Source organism: Mesorhizobium sp. M0243 (genome assembly GCF_040321775.1).
Taxonomy (GTDB): Bacteria; Pseudomonadota; Alphaproteobacteria; order Rhizobiales; family Rhizobiaceae; genus Mesorhizobium.
Genome location: NZ_JAMYSF010000009.1, coordinates 144,308 through 164,206 on the forward strand (window position 1 = coordinate 144,308; position 19,899 = coordinate 164,206).

Here is a 19,899-nt window from a genome sequence, read left to right on the forward strand (position 1 = left end):
CCGTTGCGTCCGTTCACGGCGGATCGGTGTTGCAGCTGCCGGCTACCTGGTTGACCGCTTCGCCGAACCCGGCGAGGTCGAAATCGGCCTCGCCGCGCCCCGCCAGCAGCCCGAACCGCCAGGAAAGCTGGAGCCGGTTCGCGGCGACAAGGCGCCTGATGCCGTCGGCTCCATCGCGCACCAGCATCCGGCCGCGCGGCCCGACCGACCAGCTTTCATCGAACTTGCTCTCCTGATCGACCGTGATCGACATGGTGATCTTGCGGCTGGCCGAAACAGCGTCGTTCAATTGCAGCCATTCAGTCCAATACGGCTCGCCGTTTGCCCGGCAGGCAATCGTCAGGATCGGGCTGTAGCTCAAGGCACCGCCGCCGGTGATCAGCTTGTTGGTGGCATAGAGCGAGGCCGTGACGAGGCCGTCTTCACTCGTGCCGAACCGCCAGTTGTCAGGCACCGTGCCGGCCTGGGCAATGCCGCAGACCGAAACAAGGATCAGCGCGATTACCGAAGCGTGTCCCAATTCGACGAACAGTCTCAACACGCCCTCCAACAACCAAGCGGCTTGCAATAGAAGCGCAGATAATGATCAAAGCTTGGTCGCCACAGGCCATCGCTCGCGAAGCATGGCGGCTGTTGCAGTTTGGCAACGAAAAAGGCCGCCTCGACGGCGGCCTTCCTGTTTCAGCGGAGCGCTGGTGTTATTCGGCGGCCTTCTTCTTCGGCGCGGCCTTCTTCTTGGGCTCTTCCGCGTCGTCGGCCTTCTTCGCGTCGGCCTTCTTGGCGGCGGCTTTCTTCGCCGGCTTCGCCTTGACGGCGGTCTCGTCCTCTTCGTCGTCGGCCATCAGCTCTTCCTTGCTGACCTTGACGTCGGTGACCGAAATCTGACCGAGCAGATGGTCGACCACCTTTTCCTCGAACATCGGTGCCCGCAGCGTGTTCAACGCTTCCGGGTTGTTGCGGTAGAACTCGAAGACTTCCTGCTGCTGATTGCCGGGATAGCGGCGCACCTGCTCGAACAGGCCGCGCTGCAGCTCTTCGTCCGATACGGTCACGCCGGCCTTCTCGCCGATTTCAGCCAGCACCAGGCCGAGGCGCACGCGGCGCTCGGCAAGCCGCAGATACTCGGCACGCGCCTCTTCTTCCGTCGTCTCTTCCTCGGCGAAGGTGCGTCCGGCTGCTTCCAAGTCACGATTGACCTGCGCCCAGATGTTGTTGAACTCGGCATCGACGAGCTTCGATGGCGCCTCGAACGAGTAGGACGCGTCGAGCTGGTCGAGCAGCTGGCGCTTGACCTTCTGGCGCGTCATGGCGCCGAACTGGTTCTCGATCTGGCCGCGTACGACGTCGCGCAGGCGCTCCAGCGACTCCAGGCCGAGGTTCTTGGCGGTCTCGTCGTTGATTTCCAGCGCGCCGGGCTGGGACACTTCCTTGACGGTGACGTCGAAGGTCGCTTCCTTGCCAGCCAGATGCGCGGCCTGGTAGTTTTCCGGGAAAGTCACGGTGACCTGCTTTTCGTCACCGGCCTTGGCGCCGACCAGCTGATCCTCGAAGCCGGGGATGAATTCCTTCGAACCCAACACCAGCGGCTGATCGGTGCCGGCGCCGCCATTGAAGGCCTCGCCGTCGATCTGGCCGACATAGTCGATGGTGACGCGGTCGCCATTGGCGGCCTTGCCGGTCTTCGGCTCATAGCTGCGCGCCGATTCGGCAACGCGCTGAACCTGCTCGTCGATCTCGGTATCCGGAACGTCGAACACCTGGCGTGTCACCTTGATGTCGGAAAAGTCCTTGATCTCGATCGCCGGGATGATCTCGTAGTTGAGGCGGAATTCGAAGTCGGCGCCGCCGGCCAGGATCTTCTCGGCTTCCTTCTCATCCTCGGTCATGATGACTTCGGGCTGCATGGCAGCCTTTTCACCACGCCCGGTAATGATCGAACGGGTCGAATCGTTGAGGATTTCGTTGACCACTTCGGCCATGAACGACTTGCCGTAAACCTTGCGCAGGTGCTGCACCGGCACCTTGCCGGGACGGAAGCCGTTGATGCGGACCTTGTTGCGGGCATCCGAAAGCCGCGCCATCAGCTTGGCTTCCATGTCACCGGCCGGCACGGTGATCTTGATCTCTCGCTTGAGACCGGAGTTGAGCGTTTCGGTGACCTGCATCGTAAAACCTTTGTTTTCACCAATGAGACTGCCACGGCCTCTGCCGTCCACAGCCTGCCGGTATATTCTTGCCGGGAATGGCTTTTGGTACGGAACCTGGCGATTTGACCGAAAACCCGGCTCAAACTCTCCCAAACTGCGTTCCAAAATGTGAATAAGTTCTTGTTTTTCCTACTTCTTATCACATTCTGCAGAAGCGGATCGTCGCGTCCCGTCACATTTGACACGCCTTTTGTCACAGGCGAGGCCAATTTTCAACAGTCTTCGCATTCCGGCGAATAACCAGCATTCGGGCCTGACCACATCTTGTCGCTGACCCACATCTTGTCTCTGACATTGACAGAATGATGGCCACATGGGATTGCCGGTCCATGCGGATGTGGCGGAACTGGTAGACGCCCTGGATTTAGGTTCCAGTGCCGAAAGGCGTGGGGGTTCGAGTCCCTTCATCCGCACCACCCTCGCTCTGCGAGCTTCGGGTGGCGGCCACCGAAGCTCGGTTCAGGCAGCGATCGGATTGAGCTTCAGATGCTGGATCAGAATAATGGTCTTGGCGTCGAGGATACGGCCATCGGCGATGCCGGCCAGGGCCTCGTCGAGCGGCATTTCCAGGACCTCGATGTCCTCGCCCTCTTCTTGCGCGCCGCCGCCGGCCGAGATGCGGTCGGCGGGTGAATAACGGGCGATGAAAAACCAGAGACGTTCGGTGACGCTGCCGGGGCTCATATAGGGCGAAAACAGCCGCTCGACGTTCTGCAGCCGGTAGCCGAGTTCTTCCTCCGCCTCCTTTCGGATGCAGGTTTCGGGATCGTTTTCGTCCAACAGGCCGGCACAGGCCTCGATCAGCGGCTCGCGGTGGCCGGTGACGTAGGCGGGATAGCGGAACTGGCGCACCAGAAGCACGGTCGAACGCAAGGGGTCGTAAGGCAGGATCACCGCGCCATCGCCGCGATCATAGGTCTGGCGGATTTGCGTCTCCCACTGACCGTCGCGCCGACGGTAGTCGAGAACGGTCTTCTTCAGGACGGCCCAGTCGTCGGAGAGGATTTCCTCCGAACGGACGCGAATACGATCTTCCATCGTGGTCTCCATGCAAAAGCGCGTCGCGCTTTATGCTCCTGTTTTATGCGTGTCGTTCTCCCAAACCGGGGCCACTTTTGGGCGCCATGCATTGCCGAGGCCTATCCGCGAACCGGCATTTCGGCAATCCCGTCAGTGATTGGTCCAGAACCCCTTTCACCGCCTCGTGTCTGGCGCAGGCGCCATCGGTCGCCTAAATAGCTGCGAACGCTCCCGGAGTTTCTCATGACATCGTCGCTTTTCCAGTCGATCACCCTCGACGGCCTCACCTTTCCCAACCGCATCGCCGTCGCGCCGATGTGCCAGTATTCCGCCGACGACGGCTCGGCCAGTGACTGGCATCTCCATCACTGGATGAATCTCGCAATGTCCGGTGCCGGCATGGTCACAGTCGAGATGACCGATGTCGAGCGGCGCGGGCGTATTACCCATGGCTGCCTCGGCCTTTATTCCGAAGACAATGAAGCCGCCGCCCGCCGCGCACTGAACGCCGCACGACGCGTCGCCGCACCCGGCACGAAATTCGGCTCCCAACTCGCCCATGCCGGCCGCAAGGCTTCGAACCGCAAGCCGTGGGAAGGCGGCGGGCCACTGCAGCCAAACGAGGATCCCTGGCAGACCGTTTCCGCCTCGGCCATCCCCTACGACACCGGCTGGAACGTGCCGCACGCACTGGAGGACGAGGAGATCCTGCAGCTCATCGAACGCTTCGCCGAAGCCGCAAGGCGGGCCGAACTCGCCGGCTTCGATTTCATCGAACTGCACGCCGCGCATGGCTATTTGATCTTCCAGTTCCTGTCGCCCTTGTCCAACCAGCGCACGGACCGCTGGGGCGGCTCGCTGGAAAACCGCATGCGTCTTGCCGTCGAAATCGCCAAGGCGGTGCGCAAGGCTACGCCAAAGCTGATGCTCGGCGCGCGGCTGTCGGTGATGGATTGGGTCGATGGCGGCTTCGACGTGGCGGACGCGATCGAAGTGGCCAAAGCGCTCAAGGACGAGGGCGTTGCCTATCTCTGCTGCTCGAGCGGCGGCAATTCGCCGTTGCAGAAATTGCCCACCGGCCCCGGCTATCAGGTGCATCTGGCGGAGGCGGTGCGCAAGGGTGCTGATATTCCGACCCGTGCCGTCGGCCTGATCGACGACCCCAAGCAGGCCGAAGCGATCCTCACCGAGGGCCGCGCCGACATGGTGGCGCTGGCGCGGGCCTTCCTGGCTGATCCGCGCTGGGGATGGCGTGCGGCGGCGACATTCAGCGAAACGATCCACCCGGCGCCGCAGCTTGCCCGTTCGGTGACCACGATGCAGCACTGGATGAAGGCGGTGGGCTGAACGGTCCGCTCTCCCGACACGCGCCCTCCTGTCTCCAGACAGCTTGACGGTGCTTCGCAGCTATTCCGTCCGCAAGCTGTTGGGTGGGACGAGGCTGCGGCGGGCGTGGCCGGGCGTGGGAGAAAACTGTTCAGGGCATGCTTGCCGGTTGCGGCGCTGACCGCAGGTGTAGAACCTTCAAACAGCCTCTGAGACGTTTGGGCGCAGGCTGACGGCCATGGTTGCAACCAATTTGGCTGCTTTGCGTTGCGGCCATGATGGACAACAAACTTTTTGAAGTGCCGGTCGTCGTCGAACTTGGCCACGTCGGCAAATATCGCCACATCCGCAGCGCCCAGGAGGCCGCGGAGTGCCTGATGACGGTGTGGCCGCTCAATCGCGGCCCGCGCCATCGTGATGCCCTCGACACTTGCCTCAAAGTGCTGGAAGGTTATCGTTCGACAGCAGATGCGCGCCGGGCGCTGATTGAAGCCGCCAAGGAATCGGAAGTGCTGGTGCCCGACGACAGACTGCCCGACGACCGGCTGCATTGAGCAGACGGACCTTTCAACCGGAGGTTTTCCATGGCGAAGCTGACTTACAAGATCGTCGAGCATGACGGCGGCTGGGCCTACAAGGTCGGAGCGACCTTTTCCGAGACGTTCCCCACGCATCAGGACGCATTGCGCGCAGCCGAAATCGCCTCGGCCGAGCAGCAGGTCGCCGGAGCGACCGACGGCATCCAGTATGAGGACGCCGAAGGCAAATGGCACGAGGAACTGGCCGACGGCCGCGACCGGCCGCAGACAGAAGTCTCAGATTAATTCCGGTATAGCGCTTGATGTTGAGCGGTCCGATAGGGCGCCGACCGCAGCGCCGTCCGGAGAAAGGACGCGCCAGCGGCCAGCGGCTGTCCTTGCGGACTAGCCCTCGAACATGGCTTTCCAGAAAGTCGGTATCCGCTTTTCGGAAATCGCGTTCTGACTATTTGCCGCAATACTGATCGTTGACGTTTTGCCCTGCGTTTGCGTCCGGGCCTGGCGTGTTGTGGGCACATGGGCCTATTGCGCCGGTATTGCCTTGGGTGTTCAACCCGGAGCCGTCACTGATGCTTCCCGTGGTATAGGGGTCGACAGTTGTCTGGTCGCTGTTGCCGAACAGCCACCAGTCACGATTGTTGGAATACCTGTCGTCCAATGACTGCGCCATCGCCGATGTTGCGAGACCGATCGTCAGAACAGATGCTGCGAGAATTTTTGTAACCATTGAATCACTCCGTATCTTAGCCGCCTTGGTGCGACACTCATAAAACCCGGTAGTCAGCCGAATGGTTCCTTGAAATTGTCGTGAAGCTCAGTTGAGGCCCTGACCAGCAAAGCCCGGCCGGCGATGGCTCGATGAATGCGGCGGTTCGCTCCGGGATCACGAATTGCGGCATGTGCCCTATTCCCTCGACCAGTTCGAACCTAGATCCTTGACCTCGCCTTGGCGGCGCGAAGATGACATTGCGGCCACCGTCGCGCCGCGCTATCTCAGACCACTCGCCTTCCCAGGCCACTCGCCTTGCCGGAGCCTTCCATGCCTGAAATCGTGACCGCCGCCATGCTCGTCATCGGCGATGAGATTCTGTCCGGCCGCACCAAGGACAAGAACATCGGCCATCTCGCCGACATCATGACGGCGATCGGCATCGACCTGAAGGAAGTGCGCATCGTCCCTGACGAGGAAGACGAGATCATCGCCGCGGTGAACGCCGTGCGCGCCCGCTACACCTATGTGTTCACCACCGGCGGCATCGGCCCGACGCATGACGACATCACGGCCGATTCCATTTCCAAGGCTTTTGGCGTGCCTTGCGAATACGATGCCAAGGCCTATGCGATGCTGGAGGCGAGCTATGCCGCGCGCGGCATCGAATACACGCAGGCCCGCAAGCGCATGGCACGGATGCCGCGCGGCGCCGATCTCATCGACAATCCGGTGTCGGTCGCGCCTGGCTTCCGCATCGGCAACGTCCACGTCATGGCCGGCGTGCCATCGATTTTCCAAGCCATGCTCGACAATGTCGTGCCGACGCTGAAGGCCGGCACGAAGATGCTGTCGGCGACCGTGCCCTGCCCGTTCGGCGAAGGCCTCATCGGCGGGCCGCTGGGTGATATCCAGAAAGCGCATCCCGATACGATCATCGGCTCCTACCCGAAATATGGCGATGGCAAGTTCTGGACCGAGTTGGTCGTGCGTGCCCGCAGCCAGGAGGCGCTGGACGCCGCCCGCGCCGATGTCGAGGCAATGGTCGCGGGGTTCGCCGACAATCCCGGCTGATCTGAGCCAGACCGGAACCAAGCACGACGCTGCAACGTTTCCCCGGCACGAGTTCGCTAGCTCGTAGATTGAGGGATCATCATGCGATTCAAAACCATCGTCGCCATTCTGCAGAACGAGCAGGACGCCGAGCGCGTGCTCGACTGCGCCATTCCGCTCGCCACCCGGTTTCAGAGCCATCTGGTCGGCATCCACGCCGAAACGCTTCCCGTGCCCTACACCTCCGCCACAGGCTTTCCCGACACCGAATTCCTGCAGGTTTCGGCAGATATGAACCGGGAACGGGCCGAGAAGTTGAGGACGCTGTTTCTCAGGCATATCGAGGATTCCGGTCTTTCCTTCGAGTGGCGAAGCCTGGAAAGCTTTTCGGGTGACAGCGCGCTGACCGGGATTTCGAGCGTGCGGGCCGCCGACCTGATCATAGCGGCGCAGCGCGAAACGGGCGGCGATTCCAGTGCGGACGTAGACACGCTGGTCTACGATGCCGGCCGGCCGGTGCTGGTGGTGCCGCACGAGGGTCCGCTGATCACCACCTTCAAACGCGTCTTGCTCGCCTGGAACGGAAGCAAGGAAGCGGCACGCGCCGCCTTCGACGCGCTGCCCTTCATCATCGAAGCCGAGAAGACCGACATATTGGTTATCGACCCTCCTGAAACGCTCGACGACAGCCCGGAGGCCGCCGGCGCCGAAATCGCGTCGGCGCTATCGCGCCACGGCGCCACCGTCAGCGTCTCGGTGCAGCAGTCGGGCGGCAGTTCGGTCGATGACATCATCCAGACCAGGATCGCGGAAACCGGCGCCGATCTGCTGGTGCTCGGCGCCTACAGCCACTCATGGCTGCGTCAGCTTCTGTTCGGCGGCGTGACGCGCAGCGTGCTGCGCACCGCGCCGGTGGCAGCCTTCCTGTCGCGGTAGGTCCACAGCGATCGCTGGCCCTTGCCTTTGCCAAGGCCCTTACTCTTGCCAAGATGGGGGCTTTCCAGCTAATTCCGCGCGCATTCCCCTGTTTTCCTGCGCGCGATCCCCGCGTGCTGTGGAGTGCGCGACATGTCCCTTCCCGAAAAAGCCTTTCCGGTCTCCTGGGACCAGTTCCATCGCGACGCCCGGGCGCTCGCCTGGCGGCTTGCCGGCGCCAACAAGGGACAATGGAAAGCGATCGTCTGCATCACGCGAGGCGGGCTGGTCCCCGCGGCGATCATCTCGCGTGAACTCGGCATCCGCGTCATCGAGACGGTCTGCGTCGCCTCCTATCACGACTATACCAGCCAGGGGCAGCTGCAGGTCCTCAAGGAGATCACCCCTGCCCTGCTCGCCGAAGACGGCGCCGGCGTGCTGATCATCGATGACCTGACCGACACCGGCAAGACGGCGGGCATCGTGCGCGCGATGATGCCCAAGGCGCATTTCGCCACCGTCTACGCCAAGCCGAAAGGCCGGCCGCTGGTCGATACTTTCGTCACCGAAGTCAGCCAGGACACCTGGATCTATTTCCCGTGGGACATGGGCTTCACCTACCAGAAGCCGATCGCCGACGACCACGCGGGCTGATTCGAACTACCTGCCTGTTACAGACCGGCAGCTTGCACTGGGGATGATTTGCTTTCGCAAACAGGTCCGGCAGGGCCGGATATTTTGTGAAATCGACGTCTATCGGCGGAAATCGGCCAGGCGAATGAAATTTTTTACTTTTATTGCCGACAATTAGCCGTAAGATTCGTGAGACGGCAAACGATTCCGGAGGCTGGGGCTAGCTTCTTCGATGTTGACGAGGCCAACGACACACAATCATCTGGCCGAAAGGGTCCGACGGCTCTTCGGCACGGCGCCGTGCCGCCTGCAGGTTGCCGCCCTGCCCTGGCGCGACACGGGAGACGGCGTCGAGATCATGCTGATCACCAGCCGCGATACGGGTCGATGGGTGTTGCCCAAGGGCTGGCCCGAGGCCAGGGAGCCGCTCTGCGAGGCCGCGGCGCGCGAAGCCGGCGAGGAGGCCGGGCTGCGCGGTCGTGTCTCTCATCTTGAAGCCGGCCGTTACTTCTACGCCAAGGTACTGGCTTCCGGCGAAGAAGTGCCGTGCGAGGTCCTGGTGTTTCCGCTGCATGTCGACAAAGTCGCGGACCGCTGGAAGGAAAAACACTCACGCACCCGCAAATGGGTCCGCGCAAGCGAAGCGGTGCGCATGGTCAACGAACCCGACCTTTGCCAGATCATCGCCTATTTCTGCGCCGACCCGCACAGCTTCTCCTGACGGGCGGCCACACCGCGCTCTTTGCAAAACGGGACTGGCTTGCAAGGGCTGGACATGCGTTGGCGCGTATCGACATGAATGCTTTGCTAAGGAATCAAGGATAGGATTCGGCAGCTCTGGTATTTTTGATCGATGGCGAATCCCGCAAATCCAATTCCAAACGAGTCCGACGAGCCCCAGCGCGAGCGTCGTCCGCGCGTGCTCAAGGGCGGGTCGATCATCACCGGAATTTCGAATTCGGAAGTGGGCTGCACGCTGCGCAATCAGCACGACGGCGGCGCCGAACTGAAGATACCGCTCGAAGCCCGGGTCCCAGATCGCTTCCTTCTCTATGTGCCGCTCGACGGCATTGCCTATCGTTGCGAGGTCCGCTGGCGACGCAACGACCGTATCGGGGTGCAGTTCACCGGCACCGAGCCAAAACCCCGGCTGCATTACGGCTGACGCCCGGGCAAGCTTGCGCGCGGAAAATCGTGATCCGCGCCTGCATTCTATCCCCGTTATCCACATATGTGACACACAAGATGTTGGGGTCACAAAAGCTACGCAAACGAATCCTTGACGGCGCAAAACGAGTCGCCTTTTATAGGCCATGTGCTCCTGTTGAGAGTGCGACCGGAAAGTTCTGAGCCCGGTCTTTTTTCCCGGACTATGTGCGTTTTTGCTCGCATTTCCGCCTGTTTACGAGGCCGGCGGAAGCGTTGGGATTGTGGGGCGGTTGGGACGATAGGGACAATTGTCGGGCTTGAATAAATTGTCTGTTAATACTATATTTAGTGTTTGCAGGTAGGTTCGACGCTAGATAGTGTGAATTTCCCTCGATCGAGGGAATCGGAAAAAATCAGTTTTGAGGGACCCGCGGGTTCGTCGGCGCGTTGGACAGATACTTCGCAAGGAGTTTGACCAGCAGGGCCGGCGGAGACCGCGAAAATGGAGAGCCGGTCGTTTCGAACGCCCGGCAGACGGCGGACATGCGCGTTTCGCATCGGGGGCAGAAATCCCTTGGGAAAAGCGCTATATATAGACAAAAGGGACCGGACCAATGCGCATCGAGCGTCGTTTCACCAAGCCAGGACAATCTGCCTATGCGGAGATCGAATTCCGCAAGGCGCTTTCGGAGATCAAGAATCCGGATGGTTCGGTGGTGTTCCGCTTGGACAATATCGACGTGCCGGCGCAGTTCTCCCAGGTTGCAGCCGATATCCTGGCGCAGAAATATTTCCGCAAGGCCGGTGTCCCCGCACGCCTTAAGAAGATCGAGGAGAACGACGTCCCCTCCTTCCTGTGGCGCTCCGTCGCCGATGAGGCGGAACTGGCGAAGCTGCCGGAAGCCGAGCGCTACGGTTCCGAGATCGACGCCCGCCAGGTCTTCGACCGGCTTGCCGGCACCTGGACTTACTGGGGCTGGAAAGGCGGCTACTTCAAGGGGTCGGAGGAAGACGCGCGCGCCTTCCGCGACGAGCTTGCCTACATGCTGGCCACCCAGCGCGTCGCGCCGAACTCGCCGCAATGGTTCAACACCGGCCTGCACTGGGCCTATGGCATTGACGGCCCGAGCCAGGGCCACTTCTATGTCGACCCGTTCACCGGCAAGCTGACCAAGTCGAAATCCTCCTACGAGCATCCGCAGCCGCATGCCTGCTTCATCCAGGGCGTACAGGACGACCTCGTCAACGAGGGCGGCATCATGGACCTGTGGGTGCGTGAAGCGCGCCTGTTCAAATACGGCTCCGGCACCGGCTCCAACTTCTCGCTGCTGCGCGGCGAAGGCGAAAAACTGTCCGGCGGCGGCCGCTCGTCGGGCCTGATGAGCTTCCTCAAGATCGGCGACCGTGCGGCGGGTGCCATCAAGTCGGGCGGCACCACGCGCCGCGCCGCCAAAATGGTCATCGTCGACGCCGACCACCCCGATATCGAGGAATTCATCGACTGGAAGGTCAATGAAGAGCAGAAGGTCGCCTCGCTGGTGACCGGCTCGAAGATCGTCAAGAAGCATCTCGAAGCGATCATGAAGGCCTGCGTCAACTGCGAAGGCAATGGCGACGACTGCTTCGACCCGTCGATCAACTCCGCGCTGAAGCGCGAGATCAAGGCGGCCAAGAAGTCGGCCGTGCCGGAGAACTACATCTACCGCGTCATCCAGTTCGCCAAGCAGGGCTATAGCTCGATGTCGTTCAAGACCTACGACACCGACTGGGATTCGGATGCCTACCTCACGGTTTCGGGCCAGAACTCCAACAATTCGGTGTCGCTGAAGGACAATTTCCTGCGCGCCGTCGAGGACGATGCCGACTGGCACCTGACCGCCCGCAAGGACGGCAAGGTGTTGAAGACGCTGAAGGCCAGGGATCTCTGGGAAAAGATCGGTTACGCCGCCTGGGCGTCGGCCGATCCGGGCCTGCATTTCAACACCACGATGAACGACTGGCACACCTGCGCATCGGCCGGTGCGATCCGGGCGTCGAACCCGTGCTCGGAGTACATGTTCCTCGACGACACGGCCTGCAACCTCGCCTCGATCAATCTGCTGCCCTACCGCAACGCTGACGGCACGATCGACATCGCAGCCTACGAGCACACGGTGCGGCTGTGGACCATCGTTCTCGAAATCTCGGTCATGATGGCGCAGTTCCCGTCGAAGGAGATCGCCAAGCAGTCCTACGAATACCGCACGCTCGGCCTCGGCTATGCCAATATCGGCGGCCTGCTGATGACGTCGGGCATTCCCTACGACTCCGATGAAGGCCGCGCGATCTGCGCCGCACTCACCGCGATCATGACCGGCATGGCCTATGCCACCTCGGCCGAGATGGCCGGCGAGCTCGGCGCCTTCGCCGACTACGACCGCAATGCGCAGAACATGCTGCGCGTCATGCGCAACCATCGCCGTGCCGCCTATGGCGAGAAGCAGGGCTACGAGAAGCTCGCCGTCAATCCGGTGCCGCTGGTCGCTTCCGACCTGAAGCAGCAGGACCTTGCTACCCACGCTAAGGCCGCCTGGGACCGCGCCATCGAACTCGGCGAGGAGCATGGCTACCGCAACGCGCAGGCGACCGTGATTGCGCCGACCGGCACGATCGGCCTGGTCATGGATTGCGACACCACCGGCATCGAGCCCGACTTCGCGCTGGTGAAGTTCAAGAAGCTCGCCGGCGGCGGCTATTTCAAGATCATCAACCGCGCCGTGCCGGAAGCGCTGCGCACGCTTGGCTACTCCGAAGCCCAGATCGCCGAGATGGAGGCCTATGCGGTCGGCCACGGCAACCTCAACCAGGCGCCCGCCATCAACCCCGGCGCGCTCAAGGCCAAGGGCTTCACCGACGACAAGATCGCGGCGCTCAATGCGGCGCTGAAATCGGCCTTCGACATCAAGTTCGTCTTCAACCAGTGGACGCTCGGCGGCGACTGGGTGAAGGAGAATTTCGGCTTCACCGACGAGCAGCTCAACGATTTCTCGTTCGAGATCCTGCCGGCGCTCGGCTTCTCCCGCAAAGACATCGAGGCCGCCAACATTCATGTCTGCGGTGCGATGACGCTGGAAGGCGCACCGTTCCTCAAGGCCGAACACCTGGCGGTGTTCGATTGCGCCAGCCCGTGCGGCAAGATCGGCAAGCGCTCGCTGTCCATCAACAGCCACATCCAGATGATGGCGGCGGCACAGCCCTTCATTTCCGGCGCCATCTCGAAGACCATCAACATGCCCAACGATGCGACGGTGGAAGACGCCAAGGGCGCCTACATGCTGTCGTGGAAGCTGGCGCTGAAGGCCAACGCGCTCTACCGCGACGGCTCGAAGCTGTCGCAGCCGCTCAATTCCTCGCTGCTCGCCGATGGCGAGGACGACGAGGATGATGCCGTCGAGCAGCTGCTCGCCGCACCTGCGGCGGCGCGCGCGGCGCAGATCACCGAGCGGATCGTCGAACGCATCATCGAGCGCGTGTCGCGCGAGCAGGAAAAGCTGCCCGGCCGCCGCAAGGGTTACACGCAGAAGGCCAAGATCGGTGGCAACACCATCTTCCTGCGCACCGGCGAATATGACGATGGCCGTCTCGGCGAGATCTTCATCGACATGAACAAGGAAGGCGCGACCTTGCGTGGCCTTCTCAACAACTTCGCCATCGCCATCTCGCTCGGCCTGCAATATGGCGTGCCGCTCGACGAATATGTGCACGCCTTCACCTTCACCAAGTTCGAGCCGGCCGGCATGGTGCAGGGCAATGACGCCATCAAGAGCGCGACGTCGATCCTCGACTACGTGTTCCGCGAGCTGGCGATCTCCTATCTCGGCCGCAACGACCTCGCCCATGTTGACCAGTCGGACTTTTCCAACACCGCACTTGGCCGCGGCATCAGCGAAGGCAAGACCGATGCGGTCTCCAAGGGCCTGACCCGTGGCGCCTCGCCGGTAAAGCTGGTATCGCGTGTCAGCGGCAACGATCCGAAAGGCTTTGCGGCCCCCTCGGGCGCCCCTGCCCGCTCAGTGCCGACCGCCTTCTCCGGCTCCAACGTGCTGGCCCTGAAACCGGCCAGCGACGAAGCGGTCGCCTACAAGCGCGACTATGAGGAGCGGGCGAAGGAACTGGCCGAGGACATCGCCTTCGAGGAAGCGGCTGCATCCGACGCCACCGCGGGATTGTTCACCGACGCCGCGGCCGTTGAGGCGGCCGAGGCGAAGAAACTCGCCAACGACCGCCGCGCCAAATCGCTGCTCCAGGGCTACACCGGAAATTCCTGCTCCGAGTGCCAGAATTTTACCATGGTGCGGAATGGGACTTGTGAGAAGTGCGATACGTGCGGCTCGACGAGCGGGTGCAGCTGAGGTCTAGTGCCACCTCGGCTTACAGTTCGCGAGATCATTCGCCTGCTGGAGGCCGACGGCTGGTATCTGGTTGCAACCAAGGGCAGCCATCGCCAATATAAGCATGAAGTCAAAGCCGGCCGCGTCACCGTGGCTGGCAAGCCGTCTGAAGAGGTTGCACAGGGAACACTGAACAGCATCCTCAAGCAGTCAGGTTTGAAGGAGTGATGACATGCGTTACGCGGTGGTGATTGAAAAAGCAGGAAGTAATTTCTCTGCCTATGTGCCGGACCTACCCGGCTGCATCGCGACAGGTGCCACTGTGCCTGAAGTGGAAACCGAGATTCGCGATGCAATACGCTTGCACATCGAAGGTTTGCGAGCCGATGGGCTGGATGTGCCCAAGGGTGTCAGCCTCGCGGAATACGTAGAGGCGTAGAAGGCAATTCACTCAATCGGATCAGGCTCTGATCCCGCCTGCTATCTCTACGGCAACACCTCCAGCGTCTGCTCTTCCTGCCCTATCCGCACGAACAGCACCTTGCGCCCCTCACCCGTGGGCACCTCGAAATACTGGATGCCGTCAGGCATTTCGCCGCAGGGCGGCTCGGGGATCTCATTGAGGTCGGCTACTGCTTTCAGTTCTTTCGCGTGGGCGGCGTCGGGGCTGAATGTGTAGCGTTTGACGGCGGCAGGCGCGGCGCCCTCGGTGTAAGGCGTCGGAGTCGATAACTTGTTTGCATCTGGCCATGCCTTCGGCCTGCCCAGATCAAAGCCTCTCAGCATGCCATCTCAGATGGTCGTCCATGAAGCTGGAGATGAAAAGATACGAGTGATCGTATCCATCCTGCATCCGCAGCTTCAGCGGAATACCTGCTTTGGCGCAGGCCGTCTCAAGCAGCCAAGGCATCAGCCCGTCGTCAAGAAATCCGTCCGACGTTCCCTGATCCACCAAAAATTCGGGGAAACGGTATCCGTCCTCGATGAGCGACGTCGCGTCGCAGGTTCGCCACGAGGCCTCATCGTCGCCGAGATACTTCTCAAAAGCCGGTCTCGACCAGCCGGCGGTGCTTGGCTGGGCGATCGGGGCAAACGCCGAGCAGCTCTTGAAACGCTGCGGATTCTTCAAGGCAATCGTCAGCGCGCCATGCCCGCCCATCGAATGGCCGGAGATAGCCTGGCGCGCCATATCGGCTGGAAATTCAGCCGCGATGAGAGCTGGCAACTCCTCGGTGACATAGGAATACATACGATAGTTCTTCGCATAAGGTTCTTGCGTCGCATCGAGATAGAAGCCGGCGCCGGAGCCGAACTGCCAGTTGTCTTTTTCATCCGGAATGTCGGCCCCGCGCGGGCTGGTGTCGGGACAGACGACGATCAGGCCAAGCTCGGCGGCCATGCGCCTGTACTCGCCCTTGTCCATTACATTGGCGTGGGTGCACGTCAGGCCTGAGAGATACCACACAACGGGACAAGGCGCCTCCCGCGCCTGCGGAGGTATGAAAACGGCAAAAGTCATGTCGCAACGGCAACTCGTCGACCAATGGGAATAGACGCCCTGCACGCCGCCATGGGCTTTCGTTTGAGAGATGATTTTCATGTGTTCTCCACGTTGCAGGCCGAATGACGGTCGGCCCCACCACTGCCACCCAGCGGCAAGCACTTGCGTCCTGCCATCCTATGGTTCTTGTGTCGACGGATCTCAGCGCGGAAAAAGAACCTCGCCCATTCCGAGCACTGCATTGTCCCCGCCATATTTGTGCGGTGCGCTCCCCAGAAGCGGCCGTTTCAAAATGCCCTCGGCGATCAGATGACGATCGATGATGGCGGCGAAAACGCTCTCGGGCGCGCCACATTCGACGAAGCTCGGCGACATGCGTGCCGGCGTGCGATCGAGAAGGATCGAACCGCGACGCATCAGATAGCCGGGCATCTCGCCGGTGCCACCGGCCACCACCAGCGTGCCGGCGATCATGCGGCTGCCGGCAAGGTCGCCGGAGCCTTTCAGCACCGCGATCAGGCCGCGCCGCATGCGGTCCGCCGCGAAGGCGCCCGCCTTGCCCCTGACGATCAACACACCGCCGTTCATGCCGGCCAGTTCCCCCACGAGCGGCGCACCGAGGTGGTCGCCGGCATTGCCCGTTATTTCAAGCCTGCCGCCGCGCATGCCGGAGCCGGCGTATGGGCCCGAATTGCCTTCGATCGTCAGCTTGCCACCGCGCATGGCGCGCCCGGCCTGGGCGCCGGCATTGCCAACGAGGCGAACCGACCCACCCCGCATGCCTTGCGCCACAAGGTCAAGGCGCGTGCTTCCGCCCTCAAACACGATGACTGTCGGATCGCTGCCTGCGACGCGAAAAATGTCGCCCACCTTCGATCCGTGCTTCGACATGCCGATCTGGATTCTTTCGACGTCGCGCCTTTCGATCCCGGCCAGCCGCTCCGGCGTCAGCGGCGACAGGTCAAGGCGCTCCGGCGGCTCGGCAACCAGGGTGAAGGTCAGCGCCTTCATGGCAGCATATCCTTCAGCGAGTAGATGAATTTCCCGAGCTTACCGCCGTAATTGCCGGCGCTGATGCGAACCGCGCCTCTTTTCGGTCCTAGATTTATGACAGCCTTGATGCCTGCCTTCATCGCGGCGGCAACTGCATCATTGGTTTCACCATCAATGACGATTTCCAGGACGGCGTTGATGTCAGGACCGATCTCACTCGCGACGACGCCGCGCAGCGTCGGGGCGTAGGCTTCGTTGGCCGAAGCGATCATGCCTTTGTATTTGCCACCTATCTTGGAACCGGAACGGGCAATGCCGCCCGGAAACGGCACGATGGCGCCAGGCACCATGCCGATCGCAGCGACAGCGGCCTCGGCAGCGGCCAAAGCGTTGGCGCTGCTTTGCGCCATGACAAAGAAATTGCCGCCACCGACAGCTTCCTTCGTCAGTCCGGTCGTTGCTTCGCACAGGAACTCGCCATCCATGACGGGAATACGCCAGAAATGCCTGTCGCCGATCTTCTTGGAGATTTGCCAGCCGTCGCCGAAATAACGCAGCGCCGAACCGAGCTTGAGCTCGGCGCTGCCCTGCAGCCCGGCAAAGCAGGCGGAACCCGGCGAGGTCAAAACGCACTGGCCGACACGATTGAGTAGTTGTTTCTGCAATTCGTCCGTTCCCATCGCGAAAATCATGACGCGGCAGCCCGGCCGGCCATCCGGTGTGGCCGATGGCGGCAGGTCGAGATCGATTGCTGCTTCGCAGCCGCAACCGATCACCGAAGTGGCGAAGCCGGTCATCGTGATCGCCGCTTGGCGAGCCCATTTCCGACTCGGCGCGGTGATGACGATGGCGGTTGCGCGCATGCCGAAGGCTTCGGCGAAGGTATCGTCGATCGTTACCCCATTGACGCTCATGTTCGGCATGGCACCTCGCCGAATGGCTGTTCGCGCGCAATCGCGGAATCCGGAAAATTGAACCAGTCCAGCGACAGGCCGTAGCGCTGCTGGTGATAGTCCTCGAGCCGTCGCACCATTGCCTTGTCGACAGGCGGCTTGAGCCTCAATGCCTTGCCCCAGCGGTAATGGATGATTTCCCCGTCTTGCACGACGAGATCGCCATCTTTGAAAACATACGCCGCCCGTCCGAGCATTTTCGCGATATCGCGGTCCCTGCGATAGATAGCGATGTCTGCTGTTGCGCCGGCGCCGAGATGGCCTCGGTCCGTCAAGCCGAGCAGCTTGGCTGGCGCCGCGCGGGTCATGATGGCGATTTCCTCGAACGTGTATTCGCGGTCGATTGCGGCCAGGGTAGAGAGCGCCAGAGCGGATCGTGAAAGTCCGGCGGTCATTTCGGCGCGCGCTTCCCGGCTCATCAGCAGTTCGAACAGCGCCGGATAAGCGGTAAAAGGTGCACCGTTGGGATGATCGGTGGTGAAGAACACACGCCAGGGATCGTCGATCAGGAGAAAAAGCTCGAGCCCGATCGCCCACTGCATCGTGCCATAGAAGTCCTTGCCGTAGCTGTAGGGCACGATTCCGCCGCCATTGCCGTCACCATCATGAATGACGGTCTTTTTCGGGTGCGCGCTGCCACGCGCCGAAAACTGCCGCATGACGTCGGAGGAGACCGTGACCGTCTGGCCGAACATGACCTGGCCGATATCGATGGTGACTTCCGGCGTCGCGTTGACCAGTTCGGCAAGCCGTGCGGCGGCGGAAGAAAACCCGCGTTTTCCTTCCGTGCCATAGCCATAGAACTGGAGGTGGGCGAGATGCAGCGGCAGCCCATCCGCCGCTGCGATCGTCGCAGCCGCCGTATCCGCCGATCCGGGGCTGCCCAGATTGTTGCAATGGACATGCAGGGGATGCGGCAGGCCAAGACTGTCGACGGCGGCCTGCAGCGTCTTGACGATCTTGCGCGAACTGACGCCATAGGAAGGCACGACATCGTCCAGCGAGAAGGTGCGGACGTTCTCCTTGAAGGCGGCCGCCGCACCGGCGTTGATCACCTTGACCCCAAGCGCTCGCGTCGAAGCGACCGTCCAGGCGACATAGTCCTCGATCATCGTTCGGGGGGCGTCGTCGCGGATCATCGACAACAGGAAATCGTCATTGCCGAGAATGGCAAGGGTTGCTTTGTCGATGATCGGGATGTCAGCCAGTTCGAGATGCGTGTGAAGCGCCGCTCCCGGCGACATCGCCGGCTCGACCACCGTCGTAAAGCCCATCTTTGCGTAGAGGCAGCCCGTCTGGAACGTCGACCAGCCGGCATTGGAGAGCGGCGTCGTTGCTGGCCTCAGCTGATGGGCGGCATGCTGTTCGGGCAAGAGCAGCCGCGCGGTGTTCACATTGCCGCCACCGATGTGGGAGTGGATGTCGATGGCGCCAGCCATCACGATGCAGCCGCTGGCTTCTATGGTCCGGTCGGCCGCCCCTCCCGCCGGCGCCGCAACGATCTTGTCGTCCTTGATCCAGAGGTCGCCCTTGCCGAGACGTCCGTTGACGGGATCGATGATGTCGCCGCCGGCGATTTTCGTCAGCATGGCAGTGGCTCGGCGAAAGCATGGGTAGCGATCAGGCGGATGATCGTCGCGGCGGAAGGCAATTGCGAGGCCGCTTGCGCATCGATTGACCTGAGCGAGCCCGTGCGGCTGGAGTAGACAACCGCATCGTGATCGACCCCGGCCTCGCCGATAGCGATGGTGACCGCGGCGCCGGCAACCGACTCTTGCGTTTTCGTCAGCACAATCAGCGCCATGCGTGCCCTTTTTTTCTGTTGTTGGGCCGTTGCGGCGGAGATCCGCAGGTGCAGGTCAGCTTCGCCGGCAGCGATCATGCGCGCCACATCGCAGCGCCAGGGATCGAATTCCGGGAAGCCGCGCGCAAAGCCGGTGCGCAGCGGAAAACCTGTCATCCAGGCCGAGGCGAGCGTGCTTCCCCAGCCGTTTTCGTTCGCCGGCAGATGAAGGCCGGATGCGCGCGATTTGCGATTGAGATCGGCGATCAGTCCTTGCAGCATCTCCAATGCCAAGCCTTCGGCGGCATGGCCTGAAAACAGGAACACGGGAAAATGCGCGGCCGCCAGAGCTTTGGCGAAATCATTGAAATTCGACACCGGTTGCGATGTACGCTGCCCTTTGTACTGTGCCCTCAGTGCCGCTAGCGTGGCGGCGAGGCTGGCTTGGCCACAGGAAAGTTGCGTTGCCTTGCGCCCGCCGTTCAGCGGCGGCACAGACATCCCGTTTGGACCTACCACGAAGAACGCGCGCTGGTTCCCGGTCGAGAGGTCGGGAACCGTCCCGTCGAGTTCGCCAACAAGACCATGATGGATCCGCGGGATCTCGCCCACGATCACCACGACATCGGCACGCCGGCGCGTCTCTCCGGGGGCGACGGTCATTGCCCCCTTGTCCGTAAAAAGCGGGGTCTCTCGGGCAAGTGCCGCGCCATCGGCATGGTCGTATGCCGCGCCAGCCCGCTCGGCC

21 protein-coding genes and 1 tRNA gene are annotated in these 19,899 nt (G+C 62.0%); 12 read left to right on the top strand and 10 right to left on the bottom strand.

Features of this window, described 5'->3' with window-relative positions; all coding sequences use genetic code 11:
- Positions 1-13 precede the first annotated feature (13 nt).
- Positions 14-538, bottom strand: a complete 525-nt coding sequence (locus NKJ11_RS14785; RefSeq protein ID WP_352610645.1) for a hypothetical protein — start codon at positions 536-538, stop codon at positions 14-16.
- A gap of 160 nt (positions 539-698) precedes the next feature.
- Positions 699-2,165 (bottom strand): trigger factor, encoded by a 1,467-nt coding sequence (tig, locus tag NKJ11_RS14790; RefSeq protein WP_352630200.1) that lies wholly within the window; start codon positions 2,163-2,165, stop codon positions 699-701.
- Between the two features lie 373 nt (positions 2,166-2,538).
- Here tig and NKJ11_RS14795 point away from each other — a divergent pair.
- Positions 2,539-2,623, top strand: a tRNA-Leu gene (locus NKJ11_RS14795).
- Positions 2,624-2,666: 43 nt separating this feature from the next.
- Here NKJ11_RS14795 and NKJ11_RS14800 read toward each other — a convergent pair.
- Positions 2,667-3,245 (bottom strand): NUDIX domain-containing protein, encoded by a 579-nt coding sequence (locus NKJ11_RS14800; protein ID WP_352555253.1) that lies wholly within the window; start codon positions 3,243-3,245, stop codon positions 2,667-2,669.
- Positions 3,246-3,470: 225 nt separating this feature from the next.
- Here NKJ11_RS14800 and NKJ11_RS14805 point away from each other — a divergent pair, with 225 nt between their 5' ends.
- The 3 genes from NKJ11_RS14805 to NKJ11_RS14815 all read left to right on the top strand — a co-directional run bounded on the left by NKJ11_RS14805 (position 3,471) and on the right by NKJ11_RS14815 (position 5,377).
- Entirely contained in the window at positions 3,471-4,574 is a 1,104-nt protein-coding gene (locus NKJ11_RS14805) for an NADH:flavin oxidoreductase/NADH oxidase (protein WP_352793653.1), read from the top strand.
- Between the two features lie 254 nt (positions 4,575-4,828).
- Complete coding sequence (locus NKJ11_RS14810) at positions 4,829-5,107, top strand: DUF982 domain-containing protein (protein WP_352630204.1); 279 nt, start codon at positions 4,829-4,831, stop codon at positions 5,105-5,107.
- 30 nt (positions 5,108-5,137) lie between these two features.
- Complete coding sequence (locus NKJ11_RS14815; RefSeq protein ID WP_013532013.1) at positions 5,138-5,377, top strand: DUF2188 domain-containing protein; 240 nt, start codon at positions 5,138-5,140, stop codon at positions 5,375-5,377.
- Positions 5,378-5,537: 160 nt separating this feature from the next.
- Here NKJ11_RS14815 and NKJ11_RS14820 read toward each other — a convergent pair whose 3' ends face one another.
- Positions 5,538-5,819 carry a hypothetical protein gene (locus tag NKJ11_RS14820; protein WP_352610642.1) on the bottom strand — a complete coding sequence of 94 codons (282 nt, stop codon included), beginning with the start codon at positions 5,817-5,819 and terminating at the stop codon, positions 5,538-5,540.
- 312 nt (positions 5,820-6,131) lie between these two features.
- Here NKJ11_RS14820 and NKJ11_RS14825 point away from each other — a divergent pair, with 312 nt between their 5' ends.
- The 8 genes from NKJ11_RS14825 to NKJ11_RS14860 all read left to right on the top strand — a co-directional run bounded on the left by NKJ11_RS14825 (position 6,132) and on the right by NKJ11_RS14860 (position 14,360).
- A complete protein-coding gene (locus tag NKJ11_RS14825; protein ID WP_352630206.1) occupies positions 6,132-6,875 on the top strand; it encodes a competence/damage-inducible protein A in 744 nt (247 codons plus the stop codon).
- 81 nt (positions 6,876-6,956) lie between these two features.
- Complete coding sequence (locus NKJ11_RS14830; protein WP_023810436.1) at positions 6,957-7,790, top strand: universal stress protein; 834 nt, start codon at positions 6,957-6,959, stop codon at positions 7,788-7,790.
- Positions 7,791-7,922: 132 nt separating this feature from the next.
- Positions 7,923-8,423: a xanthine phosphoribosyltransferase gene (gene gpt / locus NKJ11_RS14835; protein ID WP_057145797.1), complete on the top strand. Its 501-nt coding sequence runs from the start codon at positions 7,923-7,925 to the stop codon at positions 8,421-8,423.
- A gap of 211 nt (positions 8,424-8,634) precedes the next feature.
- Positions 8,635-9,123, top strand: coding sequence for an NUDIX hydrolase (locus NKJ11_RS14840; RefSeq protein WP_023810435.1), 489 nt, complete (start codon positions 8,635-8,637; stop codon positions 9,121-9,123).
- A 132-nt stretch (positions 9,124-9,255) separates the two neighbouring features.
- Positions 9,256-9,567 (top strand): PilZ domain-containing protein, encoded by a 312-nt coding sequence (locus NKJ11_RS14845; protein ID WP_023810434.1) that lies wholly within the window; start codon positions 9,256-9,258, stop codon positions 9,565-9,567.
- Positions 9,568-10,165: 598 nt separating this feature from the next.
- Entirely contained in the window at positions 10,166-13,942 is a 3,777-nt protein-coding gene (locus NKJ11_RS14850) for a vitamin B12-dependent ribonucleotide reductase (RefSeq protein WP_352793654.1), read from the top strand.
- 6 nt (positions 13,943-13,948) lie between these two features.
- Positions 13,949-14,149 carry a type II toxin-antitoxin system HicA family toxin gene (locus NKJ11_RS14855; protein ID WP_023810432.1) on the top strand — a complete coding sequence of 67 codons (201 nt, stop codon included), beginning with the start codon at positions 13,949-13,951 and terminating at the stop codon, positions 14,147-14,149.
- 4 nt (positions 14,150-14,153) lie between these two features.
- Complete coding sequence (locus tag NKJ11_RS14860) at positions 14,154-14,360, top strand: type II toxin-antitoxin system HicB family antitoxin (protein ID WP_023810431.1); 207 nt, start codon at positions 14,154-14,156, stop codon at positions 14,358-14,360.
- A 47-nt stretch (positions 14,361-14,407) separates the two neighbouring features.
- Here the strand turns inward: NKJ11_RS14860 and NKJ11_RS14865 are convergent, their stop codons facing one another.
- The 6 genes from NKJ11_RS14865 to NKJ11_RS14890 all read right to left on the bottom strand — a co-directional run bounded on the left by NKJ11_RS14865 (position 14,408) and on the right by NKJ11_RS14890 (position 19,772).
- Positions 14,408-14,707 (bottom strand): hypothetical protein, encoded by a 300-nt coding sequence (locus NKJ11_RS14865; RefSeq protein ID WP_352793655.1) that lies wholly within the window; start codon positions 14,705-14,707, stop codon positions 14,408-14,410.
- A complete protein-coding gene (gene fghA, locus NKJ11_RS14870) occupies positions 14,691-15,521 on the bottom strand; it encodes an S-formylglutathione hydrolase (RefSeq protein ID WP_352793656.1) in 831 nt (276 codons plus the stop codon). The genes NKJ11_RS14865 and fghA overlap by 17 nt, the downstream gene beginning before the upstream one ends.
- Before the next feature lie 102 nt (positions 15,522-15,623).
- Entirely contained in the window at positions 15,624-16,433 is an 810-nt protein-coding gene (locus NKJ11_RS14875) for a formylmethanofuran dehydrogenase subunit C (protein ID WP_352793657.1), read from the bottom strand.
- Positions 16,430-17,338 carry a formylmethanofuran--tetrahydromethanopterin N-formyltransferase gene (gene fhcD, locus NKJ11_RS14880; RefSeq protein ID WP_352793659.1) on the bottom strand — a complete coding sequence of 303 codons (909 nt, stop codon included), beginning with the start codon at positions 17,336-17,338 and terminating at the stop codon, positions 16,430-16,432. Before fhcD ends, NKJ11_RS14875 begins: the two co-directional genes overlap by 4 nt.
- A complete protein-coding gene (locus tag NKJ11_RS14885; RefSeq protein WP_352793660.1) occupies positions 17,326-18,957 on the bottom strand; it encodes a formylmethanofuran dehydrogenase subunit A in 1,632 nt (543 codons plus the stop codon). The genes fhcD and NKJ11_RS14885 overlap by 13 nt, the downstream gene beginning before the upstream one ends.
- Entirely contained in the window at positions 18,951-19,772 is an 822-nt protein-coding gene (locus NKJ11_RS14890; protein WP_352793662.1) for a tungsten formylmethanofuran dehydrogenase, read from the bottom strand. Before NKJ11_RS14890 ends, NKJ11_RS14885 begins: the two co-directional genes overlap by 7 nt.
- Between the last annotated feature and the right edge of the window lie 127 nt (positions 19,773-19,899).